Annotated in this window: 16 protein-coding genes and 1 riboswitch; of the genes, 4 read left to right on the plus strand and 12 right to left on the minus strand. The window is 38.5% G+C overall.

Going from position 1 to position 16,395, the window contains the following annotated elements; all coding sequences use genetic code 11:
- Positions 1 to 202 precede the first annotated feature (202 nt).
- The 7 genes from PE36_RS24005 to moaA form a co-directional block, all read right to left on the minus strand.
- Complete coding sequence (locus tag PE36_RS24005) at positions 203 to 337, minus strand: TIGR02808 family protein (RefSeq protein WP_006031959.1); 135 nt, start codon at positions 335 to 337, stop codon at positions 203 to 205.
- Positions 338 to 359: 22 nt separating this feature from the next.
- Entirely contained in the window at positions 360 to 932 is a 573-nt protein-coding gene (locus PE36_RS10325) for a NapC/NirT family cytochrome c (RefSeq protein ID WP_006031960.1), read from the minus strand.
- 44 nt (positions 933 to 976) lie between these two features.
- The gene (locus PE36_RS10330) at positions 977 to 1,444 is read right to left on the minus strand and encodes a nitrate reductase cytochrome c-type subunit (protein ID WP_006031961.1); all 468 of its coding nucleotides are present in this window, start codon (positions 1,442 to 1,444) and stop codon (positions 977 to 979) included.
- 89 nt (positions 1,445 to 1,533) lie between these two features.
- A complete protein-coding gene (gene napA / locus PE36_RS10335) occupies positions 1,534 to 4,020 on the minus strand; it encodes a periplasmic nitrate reductase subunit alpha (RefSeq protein ID WP_006031962.1) in 2,487 nt (828 codons plus the stop codon).
- Positions 4,017 to 4,289, minus strand: a complete 273-nt coding sequence (locus PE36_RS10340) for a chaperone NapD (RefSeq protein WP_006031963.1) — start codon at positions 4,287 to 4,289, stop codon at positions 4,017 to 4,019. Before PE36_RS10340 ends, napA begins: the two co-directional genes overlap by 4 nt.
- Positions 4,290 to 4,335: 46 nt before the next feature.
- A complete protein-coding gene (napF, locus tag PE36_RS10345; protein WP_006031964.1) occupies positions 4,336 to 4,818 on the minus strand; it encodes a ferredoxin-type protein NapF in 483 nt (160 codons plus the stop codon).
- Between the two features lie 365 nt (positions 4,819 to 5,183).
- A complete protein-coding gene (moaA, locus tag PE36_RS10350; protein WP_006031965.1) occupies positions 5,184 to 6,161 on the minus strand; it encodes a GTP 3',8-cyclase MoaA in 978 nt (325 codons plus the stop codon).
- Positions 6,149 to 6,296: riboswitch (molybdenum cofactor riboswitch) on the minus strand. (Overlaps the previous gene by 13 nt.)
- 159 nt (positions 6,297 to 6,455) lie before the next feature.
- Between moaA and narQ the strand changes: the two genes are divergently transcribed.
- From narQ to yvcK, 4 genes are all read left to right on the plus strand, one after another.
- The gene (gene narQ, locus PE36_RS10355; protein ID WP_006031967.1) at positions 6,456 to 8,174 is read left to right on the plus strand and encodes a nitrate/nitrite two-component system sensor histidine kinase NarQ; all 1,719 of its coding nucleotides are present in this window, start codon (positions 6,456 to 6,458) and stop codon (positions 8,172 to 8,174) included.
- Complete coding sequence (gene narL, locus PE36_RS10360) at positions 8,167 to 8,814, plus strand: two-component system response regulator NarL (protein WP_006031968.1); 648 nt, start codon at positions 8,167 to 8,169, stop codon at positions 8,812 to 8,814. Before narQ ends, narL begins: the two co-directional genes overlap by 8 nt.
- A gap of 146 nt (positions 8,815 to 8,960) precedes the next feature.
- Entirely contained in the window at positions 8,961 to 9,536 is a 576-nt protein-coding gene (locus tag PE36_RS10365; protein ID WP_043994419.1) for an LON peptidase substrate-binding domain-containing protein, read from the plus strand.
- Positions 9,537 to 9,693: 157 nt separating this feature from the next.
- On the plus strand, positions 9,694 to 10,605 hold the full coding sequence (yvcK, locus tag PE36_RS10370) for a uridine diphosphate-N-acetylglucosamine-binding protein YvcK (RefSeq protein ID WP_006031970.1): 912 nt from the start codon (positions 9,694 to 9,696) through the stop codon (positions 10,603 to 10,605).
- Here yvcK and PE36_RS10375 read toward each other — a convergent pair.
- The 5 genes from PE36_RS10375 to PE36_RS10395 are packed head-to-tail and all read right to left on the minus strand — an operon-like array spanning position 10,577 to position 16,390.
- Entirely contained in the window at positions 10,577 to 10,921 is a 345-nt protein-coding gene (locus PE36_RS10375) for an Hpt domain-containing protein (RefSeq protein ID WP_006031971.1), read from the minus strand. The two genes, yvcK and PE36_RS10375, sit on opposite strands and share 29 nt — an antisense overlap.
- Before the next feature lie 36 nt (positions 10,922 to 10,957).
- Entirely contained in the window at positions 10,958 to 12,448 is a 1,491-nt protein-coding gene (locus PE36_RS10380) for a SpoIIE family protein phosphatase (RefSeq protein ID WP_006031972.1), read from the minus strand.
- Positions 12,448 to 13,167 (minus strand): cellulose synthase operon protein YhjQ/BcsQ, encoded by a 720-nt coding sequence (locus tag PE36_RS10385; protein WP_006031973.1) that lies wholly within the window; start codon positions 13,165 to 13,167, stop codon positions 12,448 to 12,450. The genes PE36_RS10380 and PE36_RS10385 overlap by 1 nt, the downstream gene beginning before the upstream one ends.
- Entirely contained in the window at positions 13,164 to 15,269 is a 2,106-nt protein-coding gene (locus PE36_RS10390; protein WP_006031974.1) for an SLBB domain-containing protein, read from the minus strand. Before PE36_RS10390 ends, PE36_RS10385 begins: the two co-directional genes overlap by 4 nt.
- A complete protein-coding gene (locus PE36_RS10395) occupies positions 15,266 to 16,390 on the minus strand; it encodes a hypothetical protein (RefSeq protein ID WP_043994420.1) in 1,125 nt (374 codons plus the stop codon). The genes PE36_RS10390 and PE36_RS10395 overlap by 4 nt, the downstream gene beginning before the upstream one ends.
- Between the last annotated feature and the right edge of the window lie 5 nt (positions 16,391 to 16,395).

The raw sequence follows: 16,395 nt of genomic DNA on the forward strand, positions 1-16,395 counted from the left end.
TTCTGTTAGGAACTTTGCGCTAAATCAAATAGTGTTTCTTCCGCACCATACTTTTACCACTTATGTGATACCACCAACAAGGTACTGACAAGCCTATCAAAAACACTACCAACATTTACAGCTAAAACCATGAATTTTAGGCAAAAAAAGGCCGCATTGTAACAATGCGGCCTTCACTTTATTTATCTAGATAACGTGTGTGTTATTTACTTTTATCTGCAGTGAGTGACAATGCCCATACTGAGAATCCTGCCACGGCAGCAAAACCAGCGAGTAAAATAACCGGTATTGCCGTGTAACCTAAGATATGCCAAATAACGTATTCTAACGTACTCATAATTGTGCTTCCTTTTTTCTATCTACCAACCAGGTACGTCAGACATATCTGGTAGTTGATGGGCAATACCTTTATGGCAATCAACACAGGTTTTTTCACCACTTGCTAATGCTGTAGAATGTTGTTTTCTACTACGCGGGCCTTGCTCAGAGAAATCCATGTATTCAAAGTTATGACAATTACGACATTCTTGTGAATCATTTTCTTTCATTCGTTGCCATTCGCGTACAGCTAAGTGTTTACGACGTGCTTCAAATTTTTCTTGAGTCGAAATAGTCCCCATCAAGAATGCCACAATTTCATTACTCGCTTGTACTTTACGTACAATTTTGTCTGTCCAGTTATGTGGTACGTGACAATCAGAACAGATTGCACGCACACCTGAACGGTTCGAGTAATGAATTGTTTCTCTTAGCTCTTTAACAATTGGTGCGTGACAAGCAGAACAGAATTCTTCTGTGTTGGTCGCTTCCATACCCATGTTAAAGGCACCCCAGAAAATAATACCACCGAGAAAGCCCATTGCTAGGACAGTACCAACAGCCGCTTTACTTGGTGTCGTTAATTTACGCCAAAAATTTAAAATTAGTTTCATTTTATCGTCTCTTTTTCGTTTCGGCTACTTTCATTTGAGATAAATCAACGCAATGAATCTACACGTTTAAAATCATTTTCGATTAACGGTGATGCGTCTGCTTGTGTCACATGGCACTGCAAGCAGAAGTAACGACGTGGTGAAACGTCTGATAATACTTCGCCTTCACGTGATTGATAATGCGTTACACTGATCTTAGTCGCGCCCATTTCACCCGCGTATTTCCAGCTGTGACATGACAGACATTTGTTCGCATTTAAAGACACTTCATAATGACGTGTTTGATGCGGAACAAGTGGCGGTTGATAGACGTAATCACGATCGATTGGGCTACGATCTTTGATCACACGTTTTAACTCATCCGCTTTTCGTGTTACATCTAACTCAGTAATACCACGCAGTGATGCAACACCACCGTTGTTTACATTTTCAATTTTCGTCGTTTCGGTGCTTTGTGCCGATACAGAGAATAAAATCCCCGCAGTTAGCAGCACAGCCAATAATTTTCTCATATTATGTTCTCCGCCTATTGGCAAATAAATCTGTTATTTGCCAGCATGACTACTGGCAAAATAGTTAATTAAAAATATGCAGTTGGTGATTACACTTTGGTAATTTTAATTGCACATTTTTTATAATCCGTTTGTTTAGATAACGGATCGGTAGCATCTAGACATACCTTGTTGATTAATACTCGCGCATCAAACCAAGGAACAAATACTAAGCCTACCGGTGGACGGTTACGGCCACGTGTTTCCACACGACAACGCACTTCACCACGAACAGATTCAATAAGAACTTCATCGCCACGACGAACATTACGTTTCTTGGCGTCATCAGGGTGGATGTAACAAAGCGCATCAGGCATGGCACGATAAAGCTCTGGAACACGCGCTGTCATCGAACCTGAATGCCAATGCTCTAGAACACGACCGGTACATAACCACATATCATATTCTTCATTTGGCATTTCTGGTGGCGCTTCATAAGGTGCAAAAATAATATTTGCTTTACCATCTGGTTTACCATAGAACTCAAAGCCTTTACCTTTGCCAACATATGGATCACTGCCTTCGATAAAGCGCCATTTGGTTTCAACACCGTTAACCACAGGCCAACGTAAACCACGTACGGTGTGGTAAACATCATAAGGGGCTAAATCATGACCATGACCACGGCCAAATGTTGCATATTCTTCAAACAGGCCTTTTTGTACATAGAAGCCTTGATCATGTGCATCATCATTTAACTCTTGCGCTTCACTGATTGGGAAGGCATCAACATTACCGTTACGATAAAGTACATCGTACATAGTCTTGCCACGGTGCTCAGGCATTTTAGCGAGTAAATCTTCACCCCAAACTTCTTCAATTTTGAAGCGTTTAGAGAATTCCATTAACTGCCATAAATCTGATTTTGCACCTTCAATAGACTTAACTTGTTGATACCAAGCTTGAGTACGACGTTCAGCATTACCATAAGCGCCCTCTTTTTCTACCCACATTGCTGTTGGTAAAATAAGATCAGATGCTTGCGCAGTAACAGTAGGGTACGGGTCTGAACAAACAATGAAGTTAGCTGGATTACGGTAACCCGGTAAACCTTCTTCCATCATATTTGGCGCAGCTTGCATGTTGTTATTACACATAGTCCAGTACGCATTTAACGTACCATCCTTAAGTGCGCGGCCTTGTGCAACAGCGTGCAGACCAGGTTTTGCAGGAATAGTACCTTCTGGTAGTTTCCAAATTTTCTCTGCAATAGCACGATGCTTAGGATTTTTAACCACAAGATCAGCTGGCAGACGGTGTGAGAAAGTACCCACTTCACGCGCAGTACCACAAGCAGATGGCTGGCCTGTCAATGAGAAAGGACCATTACCCGGTTGTGATATTTTACCAACAAGTAAGTGAATGTTATAAACAAGGCTGTTCATCCACACGCCACGCGTATGCTGATTCATGCCCATCGTCCATAAAGACATTACTTTAATGTTTGGATCAGCGTATTGCTTGGCAAGCGTGATCAGTTTCTCAACCGGTACACCTGATATTTCAGATGCTTTTTCAACAGTATACTCAGCAACCGACGCCTTATACTCTTCAAATGTCATTGCTGTCATTTTGCCCGAGTTAGGGTTTTTAGCTTTTGCCTGCATTGGATGTTCGTCACGTAAGCCGTAACCGATATCCGTTGCTGTACGTTTAAAGTGTGTATGCTTATTAACGAAATCCCAGTTCACTGCATCATTTTGGATAATGTAGTTAGCAATAAAGTTAGCCATAGCAAGATCGGATTGCGGATGGAAGATAATGCCTTCATCAGCAAGTTCAAAAGAACGATGCTTGTAGGTAGAAAGTACATTGACACGTACGTGAGGATTACTTAAACGATGGTCTGTAATACGCGTCCAAAGAATAGGATGCATTTCCGCCATGTTTGAACCCCAAAGTACAAACGAGTCTGCATTTTCGAAATCATCATAACAACCCATTGGCTCATCAATACCAAAGGTACGCATGAAACCACCTACCGCAGAAGCCATACAGTGACGTGCATTTGGATCAATGTTATTTGAACGGAAGCCAGCTTTCATCAATTTAACCGCTGCATAACCTTCCATTACAGTCCATTGACCAGAACCAAACATACCAACAGATTCAGGGCCATTTGCTTTTAACGACGCTTTCCATTTCTCTGCCATGATATCAAAAGCTTGATCCCATGAAATTGGCGCAAATTCACCATCTTTAGCAAATTTACCATCTCTCATACGCAGTAACGGCGTTGTTAAACGATCTTTACCGTACATGATTTTAGATAAGAAATAACCTTTAACACAGTTAAGGCCTTTATTTACCGGCGCTTCAGGATCACCCTGAGTCGCAACAACTCGACCACCTTGTGTACCGACTAATACAGAACAACCGGTACCGCAGAAACGGCATGGGGCTTTGTCCCATTTTATTTTTGTTTCATCACTACTTGCAATCAAATTTGTTGCGCTAGTAGGAAGAGTAACGCCAGCAATTGAAGCCGCAGCGACTGCAGCATTTGCTTTAACAAATGCACGTCTGGTTAATTTCATAGATCATCCTCACATGATGGATCAATAGTTTCAATTTGATGAAAAACAAGAGAAGTACTTAAGACATGTTCGAAATTATTAATTTTATCAATAATATCGGTAACAAATTTCTGATTAGTGGTTTCTAATACAGTGATAATTTTTCCCTCTTCACTATCTCCGTAAATTTCAGCGTCTGGGATCGCTGCGATTTTATTTTTCACGATTTCCAAAAATTCTGGTTTTACGTGAATAATTAAACTCGATATATGAACTTCTTGTTCTGCCATTTTATGACCTTATAATTATTATAAAACATATTCTTAATAACTTGATTTAACGGTTAGCGCTCACTGTAATTGCATTGACAGGGCAACTCGATACACACGCACCACAACCGTTACAATCAGCTAATACAACATCAGGACTCACAAACGTTGTAGTAGTAAAATTAAATGCTAAAGCTTCGGATTCGCATGATTCCGCACAACTTCTGCAATATACTGACTCAATATTTAAGCAGCTATTGGAAACAACGGCTTTATTTGGCCATGCTTGTGTTTGGGTTAAATCAAATAAATCTTCTTTACAGTGATTTACACATTCTTTACAAAAACTGCACTCAGATACGCTAAAATCAATCTCAGGGAATCCACCGTCCCCAACTATTATTATTTGTTCTGGGCAAGCTGTCTGGCAATCACCACAGCGCGTGCACTTATCTGTAAAGTCTAAGTCTGCTTTTAACCAAGGTAGACGTACAGCATTGTCTTGTTCTTTACGACGAAATAACGCACGTCGTGCTAGGTTAATACTCATCAAAACTACCTTATGAAAATAACTTTTCTAATGTGAAAAAATGAAGGCGCACATCAGTCTATAAAGATATTGGATTCATGATGATACAAATAGTGTCAGTCTAAAATACTCACTAATGGGTAAGATGAACAAAACTTAATTTAGATCAATAATTACGGCCGTATTTAAGACAACTTAAGTCAACTTATGACAGCCCAAGCCAGTTTAAGACAACTTAAGTCAAGAAATGCTTAAAATTATAGCTAACAGTTGCAATATTCGCCTTTATTATGGGGATTAAATATAGCGTAAGCTTGTATTACGCTATATTTGAAAAATATTAAGAAAGAAATAAAGAAAGGATGATTTTGTATATATTCGGTTTTTTAGCCACCAATAGACGCAAGATGTGGTGTATTTGCAGTAATACCTTGCTGAAGGAAATGAGTCGACTTCTTATCTGACATATGTTCAACAACACGCGCAATCAGTGCAGATTGTTGACTGTCTTCTTGTAGTAAATCTCGTAATTCAACACCCTCCTCACCAAACAGACATAAATGTAAACGCCCTTTAGTCGAAACGCGTAAGCGGTTGCAAGTTGAACAGAAGTCTTTCTCGTATGGCATAATCAAGCCAATTTCGCCAACATAATCAGGATGTACGAATACTTGTGCGGGGCCGTCCGCCTTGCCTCTTACTTTACCAACCCAGCCTTGTAGCTTTAATTTGTCACGAATACTGACACCGGATACGTGGTGTTTATCAAACAATGCCTGGTTATCACCCGTTTGCATTAATTCAATAAAGCGTAATTGAATTGGTCTCGTTTTGATCCAATTCAAAAAATCACCAAGCTCAATATCATTTAAATTACGCATTAGCACCGTATTGACTTTTACGGTTTCAAACCCGGCAGTAAAAGCGGCATCAAGACCCGCCATTACTTTATGGAACATATTTTTACCGGTAATTTGACGGAACATGCGAGGATCTAAACTATCAATACTGACATTTAATGCGTCTAACCCCGCATCACGCCATTGTTGAGCATATTTCTCGAGGTTGAAACCATTTGTGGTCGTGGCCACTTTATTAATTTTGGGGATCGCGGCGATATCCGAAATTATATCCGTGAAGTCTTTTCTTAACGAGGGCTCACCACCAGTAATACGGACCTTTTCAGTACCCATTTCAGCAAACCCTGTCACGATACGTCGTAATTCATTACGCTCTAGAAATTCAGGTTTGCCTTCGGCTTTATAACCATCCGGTAGGCAGTAGTTACATTTGAAATTACAGACGTCTGTAATTGATAAGCGTAAATAATAAAATTTACGCGAAAACTGATCTTGAAGTTGCATAAACACCTTTCCAAATACGGGAGGCCTAATCATTTCTGATTAAACCCTTATAGCAAATTTAAAATGCTATGAGTCCTTAAGATCATATTTAATTTTATAAATTTAGATCGTTAAGGATCGGAGTTTGATTAATATTAGTTTTAAATGGTCGTTAAACTTAAACTATTTTTTAGTAAATTTAAAGGCATAGGTAGATTAATTATCGTGGTAAATGATAAATCATTGATCGAAATTAAATTGCCCTGTAAATTATAGACCTATTCACGGCTTAATTAATCAAATAGAAAAAACTCAATGATAAAAAATATAATCCCTTCCCATCAGTCTATTATCATTTTAATCGGCCGTGGTATGTTTAGTATATTAGCGCTTGCCTCAATGCTAACCTTTATTTCCTTAGTGGCGTTATCACTCAGCCTTTCAGATGCCTCATCGATCAATAAGGCAGGTGCATTAAGAATGCAAAGCTATCAAATTGCTTATAACTTGTCCCGTGATGAGTCTGAACTCATGCGTCAGGGTCATATTGATACTTTCAATCAATCACTTGCACATATTAAAAATAATATTGTCGATAATTGGGATATCTCATCCAAATTAAAACAAGAGTTCATTATTGTTGAGACCCAATGGCAAAAACAATCAGACATTCTCCATAGTGATAATCCTGAGCAATTTTTATTGTATGTAGATGAATTTGTATCCGAAATTGATACCTTTGTTCAAAACCTACAGAACCACTCTGAATATAAAGTCAAAGTTATCACCCTTATTAAAGGACTGGGAATCGGCCTGATTTTTGCGGTCTGCATTATTACGATTCGCTTGATGCAAGTGCAGGTATTAAAACCATTACAACAGATATTTGCTGCATCTAATCGTATTAGGAAAGGTGAATTTGATGTCTCGTTTGATTTTTTTTATGAGAATGAAATAGGATCATTAGCGAGTAACATTTCGCATATGGCTAATGATTTAAACCAACTATACAGTACGCTAGAACAACAGGTAGATGCTAAAACAAAGCAGTTGAAAGAAGCAAAAGATAAAATTAATTTTTTATATACAACATCACAAAAATTACATGTCACTCACCTCAATGCAGACATGCTCGAGCAAACATTGCAAAGTGTCTCAGAACTTAATGGCCTTAGTTTTTATAACCTTATACTAACGGGCTCAGAAGTAGAGACTATCTACCTCAATGCGGGTGCCGATAACGGTGAGCAAACAATTGATTTAAAATTAGAACTCGAAGAACAATCCTTTGGTACGTTAACCGTGCTAAAACGTGAAGCAAATGATCAAGAACACTTACGCAGTTATTGTCGTATTATTTCGCGAGCACAGCATCGTTCTCAAAGTAATTTAGAAGCACAACGTTCATTATTAATGGAAGAACGCGCCGTTATTGCCCGTGAGTTACACGACTCACTCGCACAAGCCCTCTCGTACTTAAAAATACAAGTTGCCTTATTGAAACGTCATTTAAAAAATCAAGAAGTCACGCCAACCACGAATGAAATAGTGGAAGAAATCGATGTCAACCTAAGAGTCTCTTATACACAACTGAGAGAATTATTAAATACATTTCGTTTGACACTTGATGATGCGAACCTTTCTGAAGCCATTTCCATCATGCTCGCACAACTGCGTCAACGCACAAAATCAAAAATTCATCTAAGCTACGAATTAGAAGAACATTTATTTAAACCCAACCAACACATACATATATTACAAATAATTAGAGAAGCTGTACTAAATTCCATCAAACATGCGAATTCAAACGAAATAATGATTGACTGTGGCACGAATAAAAATGGTACTATTGAAGTATCTATTTCGGATGATGGTGACGGCATACCTGCTGATCCAACTAAATCCAACCATTATGGCTTAACGATAATGGATGAACGCGCTTCAAAACTGGGTGCTAAGCTAGAAATTAAAAACAATATAATAAAAGGCACCTCGGTATTACTTACCTTCGATAGGGAAAACAAACATGCTTGACAATAGTTACACAATTTTAGTTGTTGATGACCATCCACTAATGCGTAAAGGGATCGTTCAACTGCTTACATTAGAAGAGAAATTTAATGTGATTGGTGAAGCCAGCGATGGCGTGGAAGCGATCACGCTTGCCAAACAACATGAACCAGACCTTGTACTACTCGATTTAAACATGAAAGGTATGTCAGGCTTAGATACCTTAAAAGCACTTCGCGCAGAAGAGTTAAGCTCTCGAGTTGTTATTTTAACGGTTTCTGATAACAAACAAGACGTGATTAAATTAATCAATGCGGGCGCAGATGGCTACTTATTAAAAGATTCAGAACCTGATCTGCTACTAGAGCAACTACACGATGTATTATCTGGTCAACAAGCACTTTCTGAAAGCCTGGTAGGCTATTTAGATTGCCTGCATGAAGATAACAACTTTGAAGAAAAGCTAGCTAAGCTAACTAAACGTGAAAACCAAATCTTACTCGAAATTTCAAAAGGCTATAGCAACAAACATGTTGCAAGTAACCTACATATTTCTGAAGGTACAGTAAAAGTTCACGTTAAGAGTTTATTAAAGAAACTAGAAGCAAGTTCACGTGTAGAAGCTGCTGTTATGTATCTTGAATTTAATCAAACTAGCGCATAATCAAATATTAGAAGTAAAAATATAGACGTCCTATATTTTTACTTCTATTTTACTTCTATTTTAAATATTCAATTCAAAATCCATGGTGCAGAGTATTTAAACAAGACTATTATTAGTGATACTTCCAATGACGAATGGTCCACTCTTTGCAATCTACTCAAATCGCACTATTCCCACTGCCCTCTCATATTTTACCTAGCGGTAGGCTTCCTTTACGTATTATTGAAGCTCGTTACATTCGCATGATTAAAGAAAGCGCGAAAGCGATGACTGGATTTGGCATTGTCATGATTGAACCCAATCAAGACGGACCATTTGAACATATATCGCCGATTGGTACTTTCGTTAAAATCATTGATTTTTATACACTAGACGACGGATTTCTCGGCATTAATGTCGAAGGTATCAAACGATTTATTATCGACGATATAATGACTGAGTCTGATGGGTTAAAAACCGCCAACGTTCACTACATTACCAACTGGCCGGATCAACAAATAACACCAAAAGAATATTATTTAGCTGCAAAATTAGAAGAGATATATGTACAACACGCAGATATAAACCAGCTCAATTCATTAAAAGAAATGGAGAATATAAGCTGGGTGTCGCAACGATGGTTAGAATTATTACCTCTATCAGTAACAGAGAAGCAGCTTTTATTGCAACAGCCTGATTGCAACAGCACTGTAGCAATACTTAAAGAGTTAATGCCAATATAAATATACCCAAGCTACTTCAATATGCCCGATCACTCAAAACAGTTCATTCTTTTAAAAGGTTGCTTGTTAAGTAAACAAATCAAGATAACGTCGTACCAAAATATTTATTTTAAAGATATGATGATGTCATCTAATTCACTTAAGTTTGATTCATAGTATGTTACAAAAATCACTTTCAGACCTCGATAAAGTTGTCGCTATTGGCGGTGGTCATGGACTAGGCCGTGTACTTTCTTCACTTTCCTTTTTAGGTCCAAGATTGACTGGTATTGTGACCACAACCGATAATGGCGGCTCGACAGGTAGACTCAGGCACTCAGAAAATTGTATCGCTTGGGGTGATCTTCGCAATTGTATTAATCAGTTAGTCACTAAACCTGATATTGGTTCTTTATTGTTTGAATATCGTTTTCAAAACGAAGGTGAATTAAAAAACCATAACCTAGGCAATCTAATGTTAGTCGCTTTAGATAACCTCTGTGTACGCCCACTAGACGCGGTTAATCTTATTCGTAATATGTTACATGTAGAATGCCAACTTATCCCAATGTCAGAACAGCCTAGTGACTTAATCGCTGTCACACCTTGTGGTCATAACGTCCATGGCGAAGTATCCGTGGATAAAATGCATGAATTCCCCAATCACTTAACCGTTCAACCTAATGTTGCTGCAACATTAGAGGCCGTACAGGCAATTGAGAAAGCTGAATTGATATTATTGGGGCCGGGCTCATTTCTAACCAGTATCATGCCACCACTTTTGCTTCAAGATATACAAAAAGCCTTACGCAGAACAAATGCAAAAGTGATTTACATAGGTAACTTAGAGCATGAGATAGGACCGGCATCCACAATCTCGTTACAAGAGCGCTTACAATGGTGCGAAACTACACTCGGCTTCCCACTCATTCATGCCGTAATACAAGATGTCGATAAACAATCAGCGTTGACTTACCCTACCTATGTTCACGACTTACGTGAACACGTTAATAAAAACTATCACGACCGGGTAAAATTAAAAGAGGCAATTGAATCGGTTGTTAATCGCATCTTAACGCCAGTGCGTTAATCGCATCCTGTAGACTACTTATTAGTAATGGTAATTTCAGTTGCACTTCACCCGTACTATTTGATTTTGCCATTACTTCTAATTCTTCAGCATGCTGTTGTACGATTAACGCACCATATGTTCCCGCACTACTCTTTATGCTGTGGCAACTCTGCGCTACTTTATTATTATCGATATTCACCATTAAATTTTGTAAGTCTGAAATTCGTTCTGTTGTTTCTTCATTAAACACAGCAACTAGCGCTGGTAACATTTCTTCGCCTACATCAACGAGTAATTGAGAGAATACTGATTCATTTATAATTGTGCTTTCCATTTCACTACCTCATATTTTGATATTTACACTTCTAACTTATTTATTATTTAGATCAATGACAATTGCCGTTGCATCGTCATTGAGCTGTTCTGGTGAAAGAGATTCAAATCGTAACCATAACTGATCCAGAATATTCTGAGCTGTTGTTCCTTTAATCCCAGTGAGTATGCAGTCAATACCATCACAATTTCTATCTATATTTTCAAAAATACCATCTGAATAGAAAAAAAGTTTTTCATCTGGTTCTAATTGTATCGTAACAGCTGAATATTCTTCGTCAGGCAAAAGCCCTAATACTGTACCTTTACAATCAATTACCTCATAACCCGTTTTGTGTAACAAGTAGGGTTGAGGATGCCCTGCGGTCGCGATTTCGCATTGGTTGCCAGTTAATTTTACAACAATACACGTCAGCATACTGCTTTCTAGCAGTTGATTTAGAAATAACCTTTTTGACAAACCCGACAGTAATTCAGTGGGCGATTTAGGCGTTGATGTGATCAGACCTTCTAAGTAGCCCATTATCGCAAAGCTATGGAACTTAGCGACAGGACCATGCCCCATAATATCACCTAAAATAAGTAACTTACTATCTCCATAATCATGAAAGAATACAAAATCCCCACCACCTTCACTCGCTGGAGTATGGGCTAATGAAAAGTGCCAATCACCAGCCATTGATGGTAATGAGGGTTTGAATGGCCGACTCAGTGATTCAACAACGCGCTGTTGATAATGTAGTGCAAGCTGGTTAGTTCGCCGTATTACACGAGTACAAACTGCTAATAATGCAGTTTTGGTGATCGGTTTAATTAAATATCCATCAATCGATACCTCAGCGGCCTGCTCTTGTATTGATACGTTATCATCGCCAGTTAAAAATACAAATGGCGTTAAAACTCCCTTATCAAAGGATTCAACTTTAAGCCGAAATTCAAATCCGGACATTTCAGGCATATGAATATCTGCAATAATGAGATCACAGCCTTCGTGTTCAATGAATTTAAGTGCCAGAATAGCCTCCGAAAATATATGCACCACAAAATCATGTTGCAGAAAACTTCGATATGCACACAATAGGATCCGATCATCATCAACAACAACCACAGTTAATTTTTTGGTCTGTTCTGTTAATGGACAAATGAATTTATTAATTCCATCATGACTCGTATAACTACCAGCACGGTTATTCTTTTGAATTAATGCTAACCCCATACCACCGGTGAGTAATTGACCGTTGAATATGTCATTAACATCCACGTTATAGGGATTAAAACTATCACCACTATCAGAAACTGCAAAATACCAATGTCCTTTAACACCTGCCAGCTGAATGCGAAACCAATTAGCAGAACCTTGATTATGGAAATACAAGTTAGAGAGGTACTCTGCTAACACTAATGTAACGCGATCTATTTCAGCTTGTTCCAGAGCGAGTTGGTGGCACAAAGTGGATAACAGGCGCCGAACCTCACTAATTGAATCAAGCTTTAATGGATATTGCTTGGCGAATAGTTGTGTTTTCATCAGCGACCAAGTTTTCCTTTTAGTAAATCAATATTAGAAATGCGATTAAGCAACCATTGTTTAAGCATCGGGAAACGTTTGAGTCGCCTGCGCACTGAGTTTCTTAATTGCATATCGAGCGGTGGGCACTTAACATCATTGATAACTGCTCCAAGTAATTTCACATGATTGTGCTTAAAAATATCAATTGTTTTTAATACGTTACTCTCGAGCGAAATACCGGGTGCGACAACCAGTAAACTTGCATCACAACCCCTAGCAATAACTTCTCCAGGTATGTTCGAAAAATTTGTTCGAGTAATTGCACATGTATCAAATATAATAAAATTATAGTGTTGTAACCAAAATTTGATCGCATTTTTGATCTTTATTTCATCGCGGAAGGTAATATTTTGATCTTGGCCACTTTCTGGGGCAGGTAAAATATCTATATTGGCCGAAAATTCAGTGATGCGGGCCTTTTGTAAATCAGATTCATCAAGGGACCATAACTGCTTTGCTTTAACATATTCATTTGTAATTGCGGGTTTAAATGTATTGAGATCGACAATGAGTACTTTACTGCCTGACACTTTATGACGCCGAGCAAGCGCTAAAACCAACTCAGTAGTGCCCTCCTTTCCTTGAGCGCAATTTACCGCTAAAGACTTAATATTTTCATTCATAATCAACTGATATATTTGTTCTATTTCTATAAATGTTTCCGGTAATATATTCATAATGAAGAGCCTACGATAAAGAGTGTAACGACACTCAGTGCACTCCCTAATATATCCATTAACTGACTCCAATTAGACTCTTTTTCATTCGGAATATAAATGGTATCGCCTGCATGTATAATTGGAATATCACGATAGTCTGGCTGGATAAAATAATGCTTCATATTAAACGTACGTGCCGTGTGTTGCATTTCCCCATGTTTAGTAACAATGACAATGCGATCGATATAAGCTTCTGTAGTTGGACCTCCGGCCATGGTTAATATGCCCACTATATCGAGTGAAGGATCATATTTGTAACGACCAGGGTTATGCACAGCGCCTAATACCTGCACTATATTAGTCGTATTATTTAATACCCCTTGCTGACTCTTCGCGGGAATATAAATCGTATCCCCAGGTAATATTTGTGGTAATAGCGTTTCATCTCCCGTCTCAAAGTACATATCAAGATCGAGTGTTGATGTTTTTGCATATCGTCTATTTCGATGTGTCACTTTAATGTGTTTGATATCAGCATCATTAGTTGGGCCATCAGCAGCAGATAATAAATCAAGGAAGTCTAACCGACTGTTAAAAGCATACCGTCCAGGCGATCCAACCGCGCCGAGAATGTAAATAGAAGATTCAGATTCTTGCTTAATCCATCTCGATTTATTATCAGTTGGATCATCCGGAAGCTCTGTGAACATTACCGTGTCACCCGCCGATAACTGTGGCAGAGTTAAATAGTCACCACCAACTTTCATGAATTGCTCTAAATCAAAAAGCTGGCGCTCACCTAAACCATCATTACCAACAATAATTATTTTTGCTAAGTCTGCCTTTTCAGTTGGGCCTTCAGCGTGTCCTAATAGATCAAGAAATGTCATATCATCATCCCATTGATAACGACCGGGGTTTTTCACTGCACCAATGATTTTAATTGCTTCATTATGTGCTTCAATTAACCATGACTTCTCAATCATGTCCGCCTTTTCAGGTAAGAAAATGACATCCCCCCCGTCAATGTCAGGAAAAGGGTTGTTTGCAGGATCATCAGAATATTTTTTTAAATCAAAACGGAACGTTTCACCATTCAATTTAAGCACTCGAATTTGCTGTGTATCGGCATATCGATTAGGACCACCTGCATTGGCGAGCATATCCATAAAGGTAATACCCTCACGGCCTTCATAAGCCCCCGGCTTGTTGACTTGCCCCATGACGTAAACAACTTGCAAACCAACTTTGATATCTTCGACCTGAATAGGCACAAAAATAGTCGTACCGGGTTTTATTATCGGTAGTTTAGAGACATCCCCAGTATCTAGATAATGTTTTAAGTCGAAGACCTGTGGTTCTTTAGCCCCTATAATCCTGATTTTACCAACGTTGCCATATCGCGTCACACCATTTGCTTTCATCAAACTTTCGATGATAGTCATCCCGGGCACATAGGAAAATGTGCCGGGCGTATTCACCTCACCGAAAACAGTCACCGCTTTCTGAGTATCACTTGCATCTCCACCTAGTTTTAATGACCTGGCATCAAAAATCATCTGCACATTACCTGTCAATGGTGACGAAGGTACAAAGATAATATCCCCAGATCTTAGTGCTGGCAGTAACGTTTCATCGCCTGTTTCCAGATAACGCTTAAAGTTAAATATGATAACTTTACCACCGCGTTGTAACTGCATGTTATCGAGTTGAGCGCCAGCTAACATCCCGCCAGCTTTATTTAACGCCATCTGTACATTCCCAAGTTCGGGCAGCACAACCTCGCGAGGGTCATTTACATAACCTAATACTGTCACTAGTTTTTCTCGTGCTCTAAATTCAATATACAGCTTTGATATATCACGAAATACCACACTTAAAGATTGCTTTAACTCTTCTAATACTGCCGTTAATGTTTTGCCTTTTACATGTATTCGCCCGACTTCGGGGAGTTGTATAGATCCACTTGCATCTACTTGAAACGGTTTTTCAAAATCTTTTTCGCCCGGCATAAAAATAAACAGTTGATCTCCCGAATCGATAATGTCACCTTGGGCAAACGCTATTGATGATGCAGACAAAAAAGTAAAGCACAACATAAGGCAGCAGAATAATTTCATAAAGTGACCCCTTTCGGCAACGCCGCATCACTAAATAATTCACCATTGTTCAACAAAAACCGCCAGTTTTTAACTTTATGGTCTACCTCTTTATTATTCTTTGATTGCCAGATAAGCGTGCTAATTACTGGCGCTAATGGTGGTGTAGCACCAAGTCTTAGTTCTTCATATACCACTTTGTTTTGAGTTGGGTTTGCAGCTAGACCCGAGACATAATTGAGGATCACATCTGTGCGTAAATTAAGTAATTCGACATTACCTAAACTGGTAGCGAACCTCCCCTCGGCATAATTAGTAGGCTTAGTATTAGATATACGAATTTCATGAATTTGAGCTGGGGTATGTTGTTGTTCAATGACTAACTGTGATCGAGATAATTGCTGGACGTTCACGCTTGGTATCTGGTCAAAGAGTAAATACTGACGCATTATGTCATTATAATCTTCATCACTACTCTTAGCTGAAACAGCTATCCCTTCACTCGAGCTATCTATGATGGTATCAACGTTATGAACAACAATATTTTTGCTGTAATTAATTGTTAACGCGTCTATTTTTGGACTTGTGGGATCTTTAAGTAAGTTATATTTAGTATATTCAATAACAATTTTAGGATTATCTAACAGTAAAAAACTGACTTGGCGAAGGCACACTTTGTACAATTCAGTCATAATTGCATTACCGTCTTCAAATTGCGGAGCGCAATATAACAAGAGATCAAGTTGATAAATCAAAGGGTGTACAAAATTAGACGTAAATAATTGAGGGGGCTGTGCACAATTAGTATTACTACTTGTCGTATTTAGATTAACAATTAAATCAGTAATATGTTGTTCTAGGATAGCCATTTCGACTTTTACATGTTCCGGATCTTCAACCGAAATTGATTTCTCCACACGACTATTAATACTTTCTACTTTTTTTACATATGCAGGTATACACGTTTTTGCGCCTCGTAAATTGGCCACTGAAAAATGTAGATTCAAATAATCATAATGTTGTTTAAAATAAATTCGTTCCTCTGTATGTATTGCAACATTGTCAAAATAGCCCTCTTTAGGCCAATTTGTGCATGCCGATAAAGACATGCAAATAGCTATCCATAGCAATAATTTGTTCATTCAAT

Origin of the sequence: Moritella sp. PE36 (assembly GCF_000170855.1) — a bacterium.
Taxonomy (GTDB): domain Bacteria; phylum Pseudomonadota; class Gammaproteobacteria; order Enterobacterales; family Moritellaceae; genus Moritella.